The 14,505-nt window shown below is 64.5% G+C and carries 14 protein-coding genes and 1 pseudogene; 12 read left to right on the forward strand and 3 right to left on the reverse strand.

The features are described from left to right. Positions 1-174 precede the first annotated feature (174 nt). The 3 genes from AC3WK8_RS01700 (at position 175) to AC3WK8_RS01710 (ending at position 3,814) form a co-directional block, all read left to right on the forward strand. Positions 175-1,233, forward strand: coding sequence for a PA0069 family radical SAM protein (locus AC3WK8_RS01700; RefSeq protein ID WP_103324426.1), 1,059 nt, complete (start codon positions 175-177; stop codon positions 1,231-1,233). 219 nt (positions 1,234-1,452) lie between these two features. Continuing rightward, positions 1,453-2,190, forward strand: a complete 738-nt coding sequence (locus tag AC3WK8_RS01705; protein ID WP_022642256.1) for a carbonic anhydrase — start codon at positions 1,453-1,455, stop codon at positions 2,188-2,190. Between the two features lie 91 nt (positions 2,191-2,281). Then, the gene (locus tag AC3WK8_RS01710) at positions 2,282-3,814 is read left to right on the forward strand and encodes a SulP family inorganic anion transporter (RefSeq protein WP_085593943.1); all 1,533 of its coding nucleotides are present in this window, start codon (positions 2,282-2,284) and stop codon (positions 3,812-3,814) included. A 66-nt stretch (positions 3,815-3,880) separates the two neighbouring features. Here the strand turns inward: AC3WK8_RS01710 and AC3WK8_RS01715 are convergent, their stop codons facing one another. Next, positions 3,881-4,531 carry a hypothetical protein gene (locus AC3WK8_RS01715; RefSeq protein ID WP_022642257.1) on the reverse strand — a complete coding sequence of 217 codons (651 nt, stop codon included), beginning with the start codon at positions 4,529-4,531 and terminating at the stop codon, positions 3,881-3,883. Positions 4,532-4,954: 423 nt separating this feature from the next. On the opposite strand from AC3WK8_RS01715, the gene coxB reads away from it, so the two are divergent. From coxB to AC3WK8_RS01735, 4 genes are all read left to right on the forward strand, one after another. After that, a complete protein-coding gene (gene coxB, locus AC3WK8_RS01720) occupies positions 4,955-6,082 on the forward strand; it encodes a cytochrome c oxidase subunit II (protein WP_031320870.1) in 1,128 nt (375 codons plus the stop codon). An 82-nt stretch (positions 6,083-6,164) separates the two neighbouring features. After that, positions 6,165-7,760 carry a cytochrome c oxidase subunit I gene (ctaD, locus tag AC3WK8_RS01725; RefSeq protein WP_022642259.1) on the forward strand — a complete coding sequence of 532 codons (1,596 nt, stop codon included), beginning with the start codon at positions 6,165-6,167 and terminating at the stop codon, positions 7,758-7,760. A 72-nt stretch (positions 7,761-7,832) separates the two neighbouring features. Then, positions 7,833-8,390: a cytochrome c oxidase assembly protein gene (locus AC3WK8_RS01730; RefSeq protein WP_103324427.1), complete on the forward strand. Its 558-nt coding sequence runs from the start codon at positions 7,833-7,835 to the stop codon at positions 8,388-8,390. Between the two features lie 33 nt (positions 8,391-8,423). Then, entirely contained in the window at positions 8,424-9,311 is an 888-nt protein-coding gene (locus AC3WK8_RS01735) for a cytochrome c oxidase subunit 3 (protein WP_022642261.1), read from the forward strand. A 6-nt stretch (positions 9,312-9,317) separates the two neighbouring features. On the opposite strand, the gene AC3WK8_RS01740 is transcribed toward AC3WK8_RS01735, so the two are convergent. Then, positions 9,318-9,521: a twin transmembrane helix small protein gene (locus AC3WK8_RS01740; RefSeq protein ID WP_022642262.1), complete on the reverse strand. Its 204-nt coding sequence runs from the start codon at positions 9,519-9,521 to the stop codon at positions 9,318-9,320. A gap of 70 nt (positions 9,522-9,591) precedes the next feature. Here AC3WK8_RS01740 and AC3WK8_RS01745 point away from each other — a divergent pair, with 70 nt between their 5' ends. From AC3WK8_RS01745 to AC3WK8_RS01765, 5 genes and pseudogenes are all read left to right on the forward strand, one after another. After that, complete coding sequence (locus AC3WK8_RS01745) at positions 9,592-10,332, forward strand: SURF1 family protein (RefSeq protein ID WP_085593939.1); 741 nt, start codon at positions 9,592-9,594, stop codon at positions 10,330-10,332. Next, positions 10,298-10,888, forward strand: coding sequence for a PA_0111/PP_0108 family redox-active disulfide protein (locus AC3WK8_RS01750; protein WP_085593937.1), 591 nt, complete (start codon positions 10,298-10,300; stop codon positions 10,886-10,888). Before AC3WK8_RS01745 ends, AC3WK8_RS01750 begins: the two co-directional genes overlap by 35 nt. A gap of 10 nt (positions 10,889-10,898) precedes the next feature. Beyond that, positions 10,899-11,902: pseudogene (locus AC3WK8_RS01755) on the forward strand (COX15/CtaA family protein); the annotation flags it as partial. 63 nt (positions 11,903-11,965) lie between these two features. Beyond that, positions 11,966-12,868: a heme o synthase gene (gene cyoE, locus AC3WK8_RS01760; RefSeq protein ID WP_085593933.1), complete on the forward strand. Its 903-nt coding sequence runs from the start codon at positions 11,966-11,968 to the stop codon at positions 12,866-12,868. Beyond that, the gene (locus AC3WK8_RS01765) at positions 12,865-13,500 is read left to right on the forward strand and encodes an SCO family protein (RefSeq protein ID WP_022642267.1); all 636 of its coding nucleotides are present in this window, start codon (positions 12,865-12,867) and stop codon (positions 13,498-13,500) included. The genes cyoE and AC3WK8_RS01765 overlap by 4 nt, the downstream gene beginning before the upstream one ends. A gap of 212 nt (positions 13,501-13,712) precedes the next feature. Here AC3WK8_RS01765 and AC3WK8_RS01770 read toward each other — a convergent pair whose 3' ends face one another. Then, positions 13,713-14,486: a MetQ/NlpA family ABC transporter substrate-binding protein gene (locus AC3WK8_RS01770; RefSeq protein ID WP_022642268.1), complete on the reverse strand. Its 774-nt coding sequence runs from the start codon at positions 14,484-14,486 to the stop codon at positions 13,713-13,715. Positions 14,487-14,505: the final 19 nt, after the last annotated feature.

Below are 14,505 nucleotides of genomic sequence, written 5' to 3' on the forward strand. Positions count from 1 at the left end.
ATTCGAAGGTGAAGTCGAGCTTTGGCGGGAGTTGCCAGGAACTGGAAACCATCAAGGATGGATGGGCGCTACTGACCCGTTCGCTGACCAAGCTCGCCAGCGTTCTGCTCGACGGCGCTAGGCAGCTTATTGAAGCTTCATTACTGTATGCGCATACAGTAATGGAGCGTCCCCATGTCCAGCCCCTTGCCGCCCCGCGGTCGCGGCACCGCGAGCAACCCGCACAACCGTTTCGCCCCCAACCGCTCGGTGGCCGAGGATGATGGCTGGCACCAGGAAGTGCCGCTGACCCAGGGCACCGAGGTGCGCTTGGAAACCGCCAAGTCGATCATCACCCGCAACCATTCGCCGGACCTGCCCTTCGATCGCTCGATCAATCCCTATCGCGGTTGCGAGCACGGCTGCATCTACTGCTATGCGCGGCCCAGCCATGCCTACTGGGACATGTCGCCGGGGCTGGACTTCGAAACCCGGCTGATCGCCAAGAGCAATACCGCCACCCTGCTGGAGCAGCAGCTGTCCAAACCCGGCTACCAGTGCGCGCCGATCAACCTGGGTTCCAATACCGATCCCTACCAACCCATCGAGCGTGAACAACGGCTGACCCGGCGCACCCTGGAGGTGCTGCTGCGCTACCGGCACCCGGTGACCATCGTCACCAAGGGTTCGCTGATCCTGCGTGATCTTGACCTGCTGGCCGAGCTCGCCCGGCAGCGGCTGGTGGCGGTGATGATCAGCCTCACCACCCTGGACGATGAACTCAAGCGCATCCTCGAGCCCCGGGCCGCAGCGCCCAAGGCCCGCCTGCGGGCGATCCGGGTACTGCGTGGGGTGGGCGTGCCGGTGGGGGTGTTGTGCTCGCCGATGATCCCGATGATCAACGACAGCGAGCTGGAGGCCCTGCTGGTCGAGGCCCAGGCCGCCGGCGCGCAAAGCGCGGCCTACATGATGCTGCGCCTGCCGCTGGAGGTGGCGCCGCTGTTCGAGGAGTGGCTGGCGGCCCACTATCCGCAACGCGCCGCCCATGTGCTGAGCCTGATCCGCCAGAGCCGCGGGGGCGAGCTCTACGACAGCCGTTTCGGCAGCCGCATGCGCGGCGAGGGCCCGTTCGCCGACCTGCTGGCCCAGCGTTTCGCCAAGGCACTCAAGCGCCTGGGGCTCGATCGTCGTGGCGGTTTCGACCTGGACTGCTCGGCATTCTGTCCGCCGGGCAGGCAGATGTCGTTGCTTTAGGCCCGCGGCTTTTGCGAACGGATGTGCCGCCCATCGTTTCGCGGCCCATAGTGGCGTTCTAGAGCGCTGCATTCAGTTTGAGTTAAGTTTTCACGGCTACCTTGCTCATCAAGTGACCTGGATGTCACTTCCGACGGTTCGGTCGTTTTTTGATCAGCCGTTGGCGTCGTGCCGGATCATGTCTGGGACATTCACCAAATCCGACAGAGGGAATCAATCATGAGTGACAAGGATAAACAGCCGCTGGCTGCGTCGGCTCCAGCCCCTACCAATGGTTCCGCCGAGACCGCCGATGCAGCGCTGCAGCATATCGTCGACGGTTTTTTGCATTTTCATCATGAAGTCTTTCCGCAGCAGCAAGAGTTGTTCAAGAAACTCGCCACGGCCCAGCGGCCAAGGGCGATGTTCATCGCCTGTGCCGATTCGCGGATCGTTCCCGAACTCATCACCCAAAGTTCCCCTGGCGACCTGTTCGTGACCCGCAACGTGGGCAACGTGGTGCCGCCCTACGGGCAGATGAACGGTGGTGTATCCACGGCAATCGAGTACGCGGTAATGGCCCTGGGCGTGCACCACATCATCGTTTGCGGGCATTCGGACTGCGGGGCCATGCGCGCCGTGCTCAACCCGCAGAGCCTGGAAAAGATGCCCACGGTCAGGGCCTGGCTGCGCCACGCCGAAGTGGCCCGGACCATGGTCCAGGACAATTGCTCGTGCGCCGACGAGCCTTCGAGCATGCATGTCCTGACCGAAGAGAACGTCATCGCCCAGTTGCAGCACTTGCGTACCCATCCTTCCGTTGCCTCGCGCATGGCCAACGGCCAGTTGTTCATCCACGGCTGGGTCTATGACATCGAGACCAGCTCGATCAAGGCCTACGACGCGGACAAGAGCTGTTTCCTGCCGCTCGACGGTAGCCATCCGATTCCCGTGGCGACGCCCAAAGCGCGTTTCTGAATCCACCTCAATTCCTTGTGAGGTCTTGGCCTGGGCTGCTTGGGAGCAGTCCGGCCTTGCCACGCCTGAAGAAAATGTCGGGAGAGTTGTCATGCGTGCAGCACAGCTTAAAAGTGTCCTGCCACGGGAGCTGTTGGCTTCGGTGGTGGTGTTTCTGGTGGCCCTGCCCCTGTGCATGGGGATCGCCATCGCCTCGGGCCTGCCGCCGGCCAAGGGCCTGATCACCGGGATCATCGGCGGCCTGGTGGTGGGTTGGCTGGCAGGATCGCCATTGCAGGTCAGCGGCCCGGCCGCGGGGCTGGCGGTGCTGGTCTTCGAGTTGGTGCGCCTGCATGGGGTAGCCATGCTCGGGCCGGTCCTGTTGCTGGCCGGGCTGTTGCAATGGTTGGCCGGGCGCCTGCGCCTGGGGTGCTGGTTCCGGGTCACGGCGCCGGCAGTGGTATACGGCATGCTGGCGGGTATCGGGGTGCTGATCGTGTTGTCCCAGGTCCATGTGCTGGTGGATGCCGCGCCCCAGGCCTCGGGGCTGGATAACCTCGCCGGCTTTCCCGCCGCGCTGTCCCGGGCCCTCGATGGCCTGGGCTGGCAGGCCGGGCTGCTGGGGCTGGCGACCATTGCGGTGATGTGGGGCTGGGACAAGTGGCGGCCCCGGGCGCTGCGATTCGTCCCCGGGGCGCTGCTCGGGGTGGGCTTGGCGACCCTGGCCAGCCTGCTGCTGGCGCTGCCGGTGAACCGGGTCGAGGTGCCGGCCAGCATGGCCGAGGCCATCGACTGGTTGCGTCCTGGCGACCTGCTGCACCTGGCGGACCCGGCCCTGCTGGTAGCGGCCGTGGCCCTGGCCTTCATCGCCAGTGCCGAGACGCTGCTCTCGGCTGCTGCTGTGGATCGCATGCACAACGGCCAGCGCTCGGATTTCGACCGCGAGCTGTCGGCCCAGGGCACCGGCAACATGCTCTGCGGCCTGCTGGGCGCCTTGCCGATGACCGGGGTGATAGTGCGCAGTTCGGCCAACGTCCAGGCCGGTGCCCGCACGCGCTACTCGACCATCTTCCACGGCCTGTGGCTGTTGGGGTTCGTCCTGCTGCTGTCCAGCGTACTGCAGCGCATCCCGGTGGCGAGCCTGGCCGGCGTGCTGGTCTACACCGGCTTCAAGCTGGTGGATCTCAAGGCCTTCCGTGGTTTGGGACGCTACGGGCGGATGCCGATGTTCACCTATGCGGTGACGGCCCTGGCGATCGTCTTCAGCGACCTGCTGACCGGTGTGCTGGTGGGTTTCGCCCTGACCTTGCTCAAGCTGGCGTTCCAGGCCGCGCGCCTGAAGATCAGCCTGGTCGACCTGCCCCAGGCGGGACAGATGGAACTGCGCCTGGTGGGGACGGCGACCTTCCTCAAGGTGCCCGCGTTGAGCCAGGTCCTGGCCACGGTGCCGGCGGGGACGACCTTGCATGTGCCGCTCAGCCACCTGGGCTACATCGACCATGCTTGCCTGGAATTGCTGGAGGAATGGGAGCGGGCCAGCGCTGCCAAGGGCTCGCGGCTGGTGATCGAGTCCCGGGGCCTGAAACGGCGCCTGGAGGGACGCTTGAGCGGTGTCGGCGGGATGGGCGTGGCGGTACGCGAGTGAGGCATGGGCCTGGCGCCAGGCCCTTCGCCACAAGGCCCACGGTGGGCCTTGCCGGCGAGGAGTGGGTCAGGCGGCGGGCTGGTCGAGTTCCAGTTCCACGCCCAGCTGGCGCGACAGGCACGGCCAGCGTTTCCAGGCTGCCTCGGTGTCGGGGCTGCCGAGGCGGTCGCGGTAGGTTTCCACGGACTCCAGGGCGAAGCTGTCTTCGTCGAGCATGGCGTCGACTGCGTGATGCACGGCTTCGTCCAGTTGGTTGGCAAAGGTCTCGCCGATCAGCTGATGGGCGATGAGATTGGCGACCGTCATGTCCAGGGGGATCAGTGGACGGCCGAAATGCTTGATGTACAGGTCGTTGACTTCCTCTACCAGGCGCAGGGCCAGGTAGGCTTCGTCCAGCAGGCCGTCGAGGCCGACATGCCCGGCCATGATGGCCGGCGGCTGGAGGAAGAACTGCTCGGCGATCTTGAGCACCGGCTTGATCTGCGATTCGATGCCCGCTTCACGGGCAACGGCGTTGGCGGCGTCCAGAAGGTCTGGCACCTGATCGATGTATGCGCTGACGAAACGGGTCATGACGCCTTGTGCGTCGACTTCGGGCAGCAGGATGGCGGGGTGCAGGTGAGGGAGCTGCGCTTCCAGTTGGCGGGCCAGGTGGCCCGTGCTGGCTTCGTGCTGTTGAGCCAATAGGATCTGCTCGCGTAATGCGGCGGTGTTCATGAAAGCTCCAGGGACAAGGGCGGTCGATCGGGACAACCGAGGTGGGATGACGGTCTGCCGCCCATTAGCGACCATCCCTCGGGGGAGAACATAAGTTAGCCTGCTCATCAAAGTGTTTAAGACATATTTGTAATATTCACTTATTACTTAGTCGGGTGCGTTATATCGTCGCACCCCCTCTTTTTCGTCAATCCCTTGATTCCCGTGGCCTGCAAAGCCTCCCTGGGGTGTTTCAGCAGGTTTACGCCATTGCGTTGCGAGGTGGGAGTCGCTGGCTATACTCGCCAATGTATGAAGTTAGCTGATGATGCCCGACTGCAATTGCAGCGAGGCTCGACGGTCTAAGTTCGTAGTCTAGGCAGTCGCTCCCTTGCCGCAGGTGTATAGCCGGCGGGATAACAAGAACGATAAGGGGAACCCGCAATGAAGCGACATCCACAAGTCTGGATGGGCCTCCTGTTGTGGACGATATTCAGCCAGGCGCAAGCCGCCTGGACGGTGAATATGGCGCCTGGGGCTACCGAGATAAGCCACGCGGTATTCGACCTGCACATGACCATCTTCTGGATCTGTGTGGTGATCGGCGTCATCGTCTTCGGCGCGATGTTCTGGTCGATGATCGTTCACCGTCGTTCTACCGGCCAGGTCCCGGCCAGGTTCCACGAAAGCACCACGGTGGAAATCCTCTGGACCATCATCCCTTTCCTGATCCTGGTGGCCATGGCCGTGCCGGCCACCGCGACCCTGATCAAGATGTACGACACCAGCGAGCCGGACGTGGACGTGCAGATCACCGGCTACCAGTGGAAGTGGCACTACAAATACCTGGGCCAGGATGTGGAGTTCTTCAGCAACCTGGCCACCCCCGCCGAGCAGATCCACAACAAGAGCGCCAAGGGCGAGCACTACCTGCTGGAGGTCGACCAGCCGCTGGTGCTGCCGGTGGGCGCCAAGGTGCGGTTCCTGGTGACCGCCGCCGACGTCATCCATTCCTGGTGGGTGCCGGCCTTCGCGGTCAAGCGCGACGCCATCCCCGGCTTCGTCAACGAAGCCTGGACCCGGGTCGACAAGCCCGGCATCTACCGTGGCCAGTGCGCCGAGCTGTGCGGCAAGGACCACGGCTTCATGCCGATCGTGGTGGAGGTCAAGTCCCAGGCCGACTACGACGCCTGGATGGGCGAGCGCAAGGCCGAGGCCGCCAAGCTCAAGGAGCTGACCAGCAAGGAATGGACCCTCGACGAACTGGTGGCCCGTGGCGACAAGATCTACCACACCACCTGCGTGGCCTGTCACCAGGCCGAGGGCCAGGGCCTGCCGCCGATGTTCCCGGCGCTCAAGGGCTCGAAGATCGCCACCGGACCCAAGGAGGCCCACCTGAGCCTGGTGTTCCACGGCAAGCCGGGCACCGCCATGGCCGCCTTCGGCAAGCAGCTGTCGGAAGTCGATATCGCCGCCGTGGTCACCTACGAACGCAACGCCTGGGGCAACAACAAGGGCGACATGGTGACGCCCAAGGATGTCCTGGCGCTGAAACAGGCGGAAAGCAAATGAGCCGGCTTCTTGGGTATCTGCGCAACCGGTCGCGGCGCGCCGCCGCCGATCGTCCAGTCCATTCGCGTGCAGGAGACAGGACATGAGTGCTGTGATCGATGACCACGGCCATGCCGGCCATGATGACCATGCCCACGGGCCGGCCAAGGGCCTGATGCGCTGGGTGCTGACCACCAACCACAAGGACATCGGCACCCTCTACCTGTGGTTCAGCTTCACCATGTTCCTGGTGGGCGGCACCTTCGCCATGGTGATCCGCGCCGAGCTGTTCCAGCCTGGCCTGCAGATCGTCGAGCCGGCGTTCTTCAACCAGATGACCACCATGCATGGCCTGGTGATGGTCTTCGGCGCGGTGATGCCGGCCTTCGTCGGCCTGGCCAACTGGATGATCCCGCTGATGATCGGCGCGCCGGACATGGCCCTGCCGCGGATGAACAACTTCAGCTTCTGGCTGCTGCCGGCGGCCTTCCTGCTGCTGCTCTCGACCCTGTTCATGGCCGGGGGCGGACCGAACTTCGGCTGGACCTTCTACGCGCCGCTGTCGACCACCTACGCGCCGGAAAGCGTGACCTTCTTCATCTTCGCCATCCACCTGATGGGCATCAGCTCGATCATGGGGGCGATCAACGTGATCGCCACCATCCTCAACCTGCGCGCCCCGGGCATGACCCTGATGAAAATGCCGCTGTTCGTCTGGACCTGGCTGATCACCGCGTTCCTGCTGATCGCGGTGATGCCGGTGCTGGCGGGCGTGGTGACCATGATGCTGATGGACATCCACTTCGGCACCAGCTTCTTCAGCGCCGCCGGCGGTGGCGATCCGGTCCTGTTCCAGCACGTGTTCTGGTTCTTCGGCCATCCCGAGGTGTACATCATGATCCTGCCGGCCTTCGGCGCGGTCAGCTCGATCATCCCCACCTTCAGCCGCAAGCCGCTGTTCGGCTACACCTCGATGGTCTACGCCACCGGAGCCATCGCCTTCCTGTCGTTCATCGTCTGGGCGCACCACATGTTCGTGGTGGGCATCCCGCTGGTGGGCGAGCTGTTCTTCATGTACGCCACCTTGCTGATCGCCGTGCCCACGGGGGTCAAGGTGTTCAACTGGGTGAGCACCATGTGGCAAGGCGCGCTGACCTTCGAGACGCCGATGCTGTTCGCCGTGGCCTTCGTCATCCTGTTCACCATCGGCGGTTTCTCCGGGTTGATGCTGGCCATCGCCCCGGCGGACTTCCAGTACCAGGACACCTACTTCGTGGTGGCGCACTTCCACTACGTACTGGTGCCCGGGGCGATCTTCGGCATCTTCGCCTCGGCCTACTACTGGCTGCCCAAGTGGACCGGGCACATGTACGACGAGACCCTGGGCAAGTTGCATTTCTGGCTGTCCTTCATCGGCATGAACATGGCGTTCTTCCCCATGCACTTCGTCGGCCTGGCCGGCATGCCGCGCCGGATCCCGGACTACAACCTGCAGTTCGCCGATTTCAACATGGTGTCGTCCATCGGTGCCTTCACCTTCGGCGCGACGCAGATCTTCTTCCTGTTCATCGTCATCAAGTGCATTCGCGGCGGCGCGCCGGCCCCGGCCAAGCCCTGGGAAGGCGCCGAGGGGCTGGAGTGGAGCATTCCGTCGCCAGCGCCCTACCACACCTTCGTCACACCGCCGGAAGTGAAATGACCCGCGCGGGCGCGGGCCTGTTCCCCAGGGCGGCGCCGCGCGCCGCCCGACTTGTTGCAGGAGGGTATCGGGATGGCTGAGATCTCGTTGAAGAAGCTGGTCACGCGCCTGTTGCTGGTGGTGGTGGCGATGTTCGTCTTCGGTTTCGCCCTGGTGCCGATCTACGACGTGATGTGCAAGGCCCTGGGGATCAATGGCAAGACCGGCGGGCAGTACCAGGATGCGCAGCAGCAGGTCGATGCCTCGCGCCAGGTGCGGGTGCAGTTCCTGTCCACCAACGCCATCGACATGGTCTGGGATTTCTACCCCAAGTCCGATGACATCGTGGTCCACCCGGGAGCGGTGAACGAGATGATCTTCATCGCCCGCAACCCCAGCGACCACCCGATGAGCGCCCAGGCGATCCCGAGCATCTCGCCCAGCAGCGCGGCGGTGTATTTCCACAAGACCGAGTGCTTCTGCTTTACCCAGCAGGTACTGCAGCCCGGTGAGCAGATCGAGATGCCGGTGCGTTTCATCGTCGATCGCGACATGCCCAAGGATGTGAAGCACCTGACGCTGGCTTACACGCTGTTCGATATCACCGCGCGTCATCCCCCGGTGGCGGTCGCCGCCAAGACTGGCGGCTAGGCGCCCTGGCGTGCCCGATAAGGAGAACAATCAATGGCGACTCATGAGCACTATTACGTTCCCGCCCAGAGCAAGTGGCCGATCGTCGCCACGCTGGGCATGTTCATCACCGTGGCCGGCCTTGCGACCTGGTTCAACGACCTCAAGGCGGCGCGCCCGGAATCCCACGGCCCGCTGATCTTCTTCGTCGGCGGCCTGCTACTGGCCTACATGCTGTTCGGCTGGTTCGGCGCGGTGATCAAGGAGAGCCGCGCAGGCCTGTACAGTGCCCAGCTCGATCGCTCGTTTCGCTGGGGCATGAGCTGGTTCATCTTTTCCGAGGTGATGTTCTTCCTGGCCTTCTTCGGCGCCCTGTTCTATGTGCGGCACCTGTCCGGGCCCTGGCTTGGCGGCGAGGGGCACAAGGGCATCGCCCACACCTTGTGGCCGAATTTCCAGTTCGTCTGGCCGCTGCTCGAGAACCCCGATCCGAAGCTGTTCCCATCGCCCAAGGGGACCATCAGTCCCTGGGGCCTGCCACTGCTCAACACCGTGCTGCTGGTGAGTTCCAGCGTCACCGTGACCATTGCCCACCACGCCCTGAAGAAGGGCCATCGCGGGGCGCTGAAGTTGTGGCTGGCGCTGACCGTGGTGCTGGGCTGCGCCTTCCTGGGCTTCCAGGCCCAGGAGTACATCCATGCCTACCACGAGCTGGGCCTGACCCTGGGCTCGGGGATCTACGGCGCGACCTTCTTCATGCTCACCGGCTTTCACGGCGCCCACGTGACCATCGGCACGCTGATCCTGTTCGTGATGCTGATGCGGGTGATGCGTGGGCATTTCGATGCCGAGCACCAGTTCGGCTTCGAGGCCGCCAGCTGGTACTGGCACTTCGTCGACGTGGTGTGGATCGGCCTGTTCGTTTTCGTCTACGTGCTCTGAACAGCCTTACCAGGGGGAATGGGACACCAGCTGGCCGCTGAAGAAACCCCAGGCGATCAAGCCGACGGTGATCACGGCCAGGCACACCCGAATACTCAGCGAGGTCAGCAGGCGCTTGGATTGACTGTCGTCCTTGACCAGAAAGAACAGGCCGCTGAACAGGCTGATAACCGTGGCAATCAGCATCAGGACGATGGCTGCTTTGAGCATGGTGGACTCCGGGGGGAAGCGCGATGCAAGTCAGTATAGCGAGTGGATTTCTCAAGCTTGCGGCGCGGCCATGAAGGGCTTTCGCCCGGGCCTGGTGCCGACGCTGGTGGTGCTTGCGTTGCTGCCGGTGCTGGTCTGGCTGGGGTTCTGGCAACTGGGGCGTGGCGAGCAGAAGCGCCAGTTGCTGGACAGCTATGCCGAACGCCGGACGGCGGCGCCGGTGCCGTTGTTCGAGCTGCTGGAGGCGCCGGACCCGGCCTTCGCGCGCGTGCGCTTGCACGGGCATTTTGATGGCGAGCACAGCCTGCTGCTGGATAACCGCATGCACGAGGGCAAGGTCGGGGTCGAGCTGCTGCAACCCTTCCTGGACCAGGCCAGCGGCCGCTGGTTGCTGGTCAACCGTGGTTGGCTGCCTTGGCCCGACCGGCGCACGCCACCGCGTTTCGACACCCCTTCGCAGAGCCTGGACCTCGAGGCCTGGGTCTATGTCGCACCGGGGGCGGCGTTCCAGTTGCATGCCGATCCGGACGGGGCCCGCTGGCCGCGACTGGTGACGGCGGTGGCGCCGGACAAGCTGTGGGCTGAGCTGGGCCGCACAGGTTTTGCCCATGAGGTACGCCAGGAATCCGGCCCCGGCGCCTATCTCACACAGTGGCCCGTGGTCGCCATGGGCCCGGAAAAGCACCAGGCCTACGCGGCGCAATGGTTCGCCATGGCCGTGGCGCTGCTGCTCCTCTACGGCTACTTCGGCTGGCACAACGCAAGGGAGAAACGCCATGGGAACGGCCATGAATCCACCCAACATCTCTGAAACCCGGATGCCCAGCCGGCGGCGTGGTCGCTGGCAACTGGTGCTGATCGTGCTGATGGTGATCGGCCCGATGATCCTCGCCACCTGCATGTACAAGCTGCAGTTCTGGGTGCCGGACAGCCGCAGCTACCACGGCGAGCTGATCGGCAATGGCCAGACTCGCGCGCAGATCGGGGTTTTCGCCGAGGACAACCGGTGGCAGATCCTGGTCACCGCGCCCCGGGGCTGCCTCGAGGATTGCCAGCAACTGGTGTACCTGGCGCGCCAGCTCCAGGTGGCCCTGGGCCGCGATGCCTCGCGAGCCAGCCATGCCCTGGCCAGTGCCCAGCCACTGGACGCCGGGTTCGAGGCCAGGTTGCAGCGCGAGTACCCGCAACTGCAGCGCTATCCGCTGGACCTGGCGACCTTCGCCAAGGGCGCCAGGGACTCCCAGGCGCCGCAGCTGTGGATCGTCGATCCCCACAGCAACCTGGTGCTGCGCTATGACGCCGGGGTCAAGGGCAAGGACCTGCTCGACGACCTGCGCCACCTGCTGAAACTGTCGAACATCGGATGAGGGCAGCGACATGGCCAAACCTGGATTTCGCCTTGCCTTGTTCGCCACCCTGCTGGCGTTGATCGTGGTGCTGCTGGGGGCCTATACCCGGCTGACCCATGCCGGCCTCGGTTGTCCCGACTGGCCCGGTTGCTACGGCTTCATCAGCGTGCCGAAGAGCGAGGCCCAGCTGGCCCATGCCGAGCTGCACTTTCCCGAGGCGCCGGTGGAGGCGCACAAGGGCTGGAACGAGATGATCCACCGTTATTTCGCCGGCACCCTGGGGCTGTTGATCGTGCTCCTGGCCGCGCGCTCCTGGACCCATCGGCGTTATCCCGGGCAGCCGCTGAAGCTGCCGCTGTTCCTTCTGGCGGTGGTGTTCGCCCAGGCCGCCTTCGGCATGTGGACCGTGACCCTCAAGCTCTGGCCCCAGGTGGTGACCGCGCATTTGCTCGGCGGCTTCGCCACCCTGAGCCTGCTGTTCCTGCTGACCCTGCGCTTGTCCGGGGTGCTGCCGGCGCTGATCGTGCCGCGGCGCCTGCAGCACTGGGCCACGGCCGCCCTGGTGCTGGTGATCGGACAGATCGCCCTGGGCGGCTGGGTCAGCTCCAACTATGCGGCGGTGGCTTGTATCGACCTGCCCACTTGCCATGGGCAATGGTGGCCGCAGATGGATTTCGCCAATGGCTTCCACCTGACCCAGCACATTGGCCCCAATTACCTGGGCGGGCAGTTGGATAGCGACGCCCGTACCGCGATCCACATGACCCACCGCCTGGGCGCGGTACTGGTGAGCCTGGTCCTGCTTGGGCTGGCCTGGCAGTTGCGCCAGGTGGGCATGAGCCGCCTGGCCGCCTTGGTACTGGTGGCGCTGGCGACCCAGGTCGGCCTGGGCGTGAGCAACGTCCTGCTGCACTTGCCGCTGCCGGTGGCCGTGGCTCACAACGCCGGCGGCGCTGCCTTGTTGCTGACCCTGGTACTGGTCAACTATCACGCCCGGACCAGCCTGGTGCAGGTCCGCGAGCGCCGGCTCCTGGGCTGGCGGCTCAGCCCACGCAAGCCGGTGTCTGGTCTTGTCACTATCAAAGGAGAGATGCCATGGCGACTCTGATCGGCACCCGCCAGCACCCCCAGGCGCTATGGCGCGATTACCTGGAACTGACCAAGCCCAAGGTGGTGGTGCTGATGCTGATCACCTCCCTGGTGGGCATGTTCCTCGCCACCCGGGCCGGGGTGCCCTGGACCGTGCTGGTGTTCGGCAACCTGGGCATCGGCCTGTGCGCGGGAGGCGCGGCGGCAGTCAACCATGTGGTGGATCGGCGCATCGATGCGCAGATGGCCCGCACCCACAAGCGTCCCCTGGCCGAGGGCCGGGTCTCGCCCCGGGCCGCCCTGGCCTTCGCCCTGCTTTTGGCCCTGGCCGGGCAGGCGTTGCTGCTGGCCTTCACCAACCCGCTCACGGCCTGGCTGACCCTGGCTTCGCTGCTGGGTTATGCAGTGGTCTACACCGGCTTTCTCAAGCGCGCGACGCCGCAGAACATCGTCATCGGCGGTTTGGCGGGCGCCGCCCCGCCGCTGTTGGGCTGGGTCGCCGCCACTGGCCACCTGAGCGCCGAGCCGCTGTTGCTGGTGCTGATCATCTTCGCCTGGACCCCACCGCATTTCTGGGCCCTGGCCATCCATCGCAAGGAGGAATACGCCAAGGCCGATATCCCGATGCTGCCGGTGACCCACGGCGAGCAGTACACCAAGGTGCATATCCTGCTCTACACCTTCGCCCTGCTGGCGGTGAGCCTGCTGCCCTTCGTGATCCACATGAGCGGCGTGCTGTACCTGGCCTGTGCCCTGATCCTGGGCGGACGCTTCCTGCAATGGGCGTGGGTGCTGTACCGTGGCACTCGACCACACGCGGCGATCGATACCTTCAAGTACTCTATCTACTACTTGTTCCTGCTGTTCATCGCCTTGCTCGTAGACCACTACCTACTGTTGAACCTATGACCAGAACCCAGAAAACCGTCTTCATCCTCGTTGCCGTGGTAGCCCTGATCCTGGGCCTGACCGTCAACAAAGTCCTGTCCGGCAAAGGCCAGGGCGACCCTACCGCGCTGATCGACGCCGGTATCATCATGCTGCCCCAGAGCCGCACCCTGCCTGCGGTGAAGATGCTCGACCAGGATGGCCAGCCAGTAGTGGTGGACGAGCTCAAGGGCAAGTGGTCGCTGCTGTTCTTCGGCTACACCTTCTGCCCGGACATCTGCCCCACCACCCTGGCCCAGCTGCGCCAGATCAAGAGCGAACTGCCCAAGGAGGTGGTGGACCAGATGCAGGTGGTTCTGGTCAGCGTCGACCCCAACCGCGATACCCCACAGCAGCTCAAGCAGTACCTGGGTTACTTCGACAAGGACTTCAAGGGCCTGACCGCCTCTTCGGTGGAGGACCTGCAGAAGCTCGCCAATGCCGTGAGCATTCCCTTCATCCCCGCCGACACCAGCAAGCCCAACTACACCGTGGACCACAGCGGCAACCTGGCGGTGATCGGCCCGGACGGCAACCAGCGTGGCTTCATCCGCGCGCCATTGAACAACCAGAAGCTGGTGGCCCAACTACCGGCGATGGTGCAACGCAAGTAATGCTTGCCCTGTAGCCGCTGCCGCAGGCTGCGCCAAGGCGTGCAGCGCCTTCAGGATCCCCAGGTCGCGTCCTCTGCGAGGCCGTGCGCAGCCTTCGGCAGCGGCTACACGAAGCGTGCCGGGACTTCAGGATGCGGCTGCACGCCGCCGGTGCAATGCCTGAAACGCAACGGGGCGCCCCAAGGCGCCCCGTTGCTGTTTCTGCGAGTCGATCAGAACGCCGGCACGATCGCGCCCTTGTACTTCTCTTCGATGAACTTCTTCACCTCTGGGCTGTGCAGGGCGGCAACCAGCTTCTTCATGGCGTCCGAGTCCTTGTCGTCAGCACGGGCCACCAGGATGTTCACGTAAGGCGAGTCCTTGCCTTCGATCACCAGGGCGTCCTTGGCCGGATCCAGCTTGGCTTCCAGGGCGTAGTTGGTGTTGATCAGGGCCAGGTCGACCTGGGTCAGCACGCGCGGGATGGTGGCGGCTTCCAGCTCGCGGAATTTCAGGCCCTTGGTGTTCTCGCTGATGTCCTTGACGGTGGCCAGGATGTTGTTGGCGTCCTTGAGCTTGATCACGCCGGCCTTGTCCAGCAGCAACAGGGCGCGGCCGCCGTTGGTGGCGTCGTTGGGCACGACCACGGTGGCGCCGTTGGGCAGCTCCGACAGTTGCTTGTATTTGCTCGAGTAGGCGCCCAGGGGTTCGACGTGCACGCCGGCGACGCTCACCAGCTGGGTGCCCTTGGCCTTGTTGAACTCATCCAGGTACGGCTGGTGCTGGAAGAAGTTGGCATCCAGGCGCTTTTCGGCTACCTGCACGTTGGGCTGTACGTAGTCGGTGAAGACCTTGACCTTCAGGTCCACGCCTTCCTTGGCCAGGGCCGGTTTGACGAACTCCAGGATCTCGGCGTGGGGCACTGGCGTGGCAGCCACGGTCAGGGTTTGGGCGGCATGCGCGGAGAACGCGGCCACGGCTGCGAAAGCGACGAGTAGTTTTTTCATCGAACAAGCTCCTTGTAAG

This window comes from Pseudomonas sp. FW507-12TSA (genome assembly GCF_058781435.1).

Excerpts from the sequence above, each read along its gene's own strand:
- AC3WK8_RS01765 (WP_022642267.1), top strand. The coding sequence starts at position 12,865 with ATGACCAGAACCCAGAAAACCGTCTTCATCCTCGTTGCCGTGGTAGCC.
- AC3WK8_RS01705 (WP_022642256.1), top strand. The coding sequence starts at position 1,453 with ATGAGTGACAAGGATAAACAGCCGCTGGCTGCGTCGGCTCCAGCCCCT.
- AC3WK8_RS01715 (WP_022642257.1), bottom strand. The coding sequence starts at position 4,531 with ATGAACACCGCCGCATTACGCGAGCAGATCCTATTGGCTCAACAGCAC.
- AC3WK8_RS01745 (WP_085593939.1), top strand. The coding sequence starts at position 9,592 with ATGAAGGGCTTTCGCCCGGGCCTGGTGCCGACGCTGGTGGTGCTTGCG.
- coxB (WP_031320870.1), top strand. The coding sequence starts at position 4,955 with ATGAAGCGACATCCACAAGTCTGGATGGGCCTCCTGTTGTGGACGATA.
- AC3WK8_RS01740 (WP_022642262.1), bottom strand. The coding sequence starts at position 9,521 with ATGCTCAAAGCAGCCATCGTCCTGATGCTGATTGCCACGGTTATCAGC.
- AC3WK8_RS01735 (WP_022642261.1), top strand. The coding sequence starts at position 8,424 with ATGGCGACTCATGAGCACTATTACGTTCCCGCCCAGAGCAAGTGGCCG.
- AC3WK8_RS01700 (WP_103324426.1), top strand. The coding sequence starts at position 175 with ATGTCCAGCCCCTTGCCGCCCCGCGGTCGCGGCACCGCGAGCAACCCG.
- ctaD (WP_022642259.1), top strand. The coding sequence starts at position 6,165 with ATGAGTGCTGTGATCGATGACCACGGCCATGCCGGCCATGATGACCAT.
- AC3WK8_RS01750 (WP_085593937.1), top strand. The coding sequence starts at position 10,298 with ATGGGAACGGCCATGAATCCACCCAACATCTCTGAAACCCGGATGCCC.
- AC3WK8_RS01710 (WP_085593943.1), top strand. The coding sequence starts at position 2,282 with ATGCGTGCAGCACAGCTTAAAAGTGTCCTGCCACGGGAGCTGTTGGCT.
- cyoE (WP_085593933.1), top strand. The coding sequence starts at position 11,966 with ATGGCGACTCTGATCGGCACCCGCCAGCACCCCCAGGCGCTATGGCGC.
- AC3WK8_RS01730 (WP_103324427.1), top strand. The coding sequence starts at position 7,833 with ATGGCTGAGATCTCGTTGAAGAAGCTGGTCACGCGCCTGTTGCTGGTG.
- AC3WK8_RS01770 (WP_022642268.1), bottom strand. The coding sequence starts at position 14,486 with ATGAAAAAACTACTCGTCGCTTTCGCAGCCGTGGCCGCGTTCTCCGCG.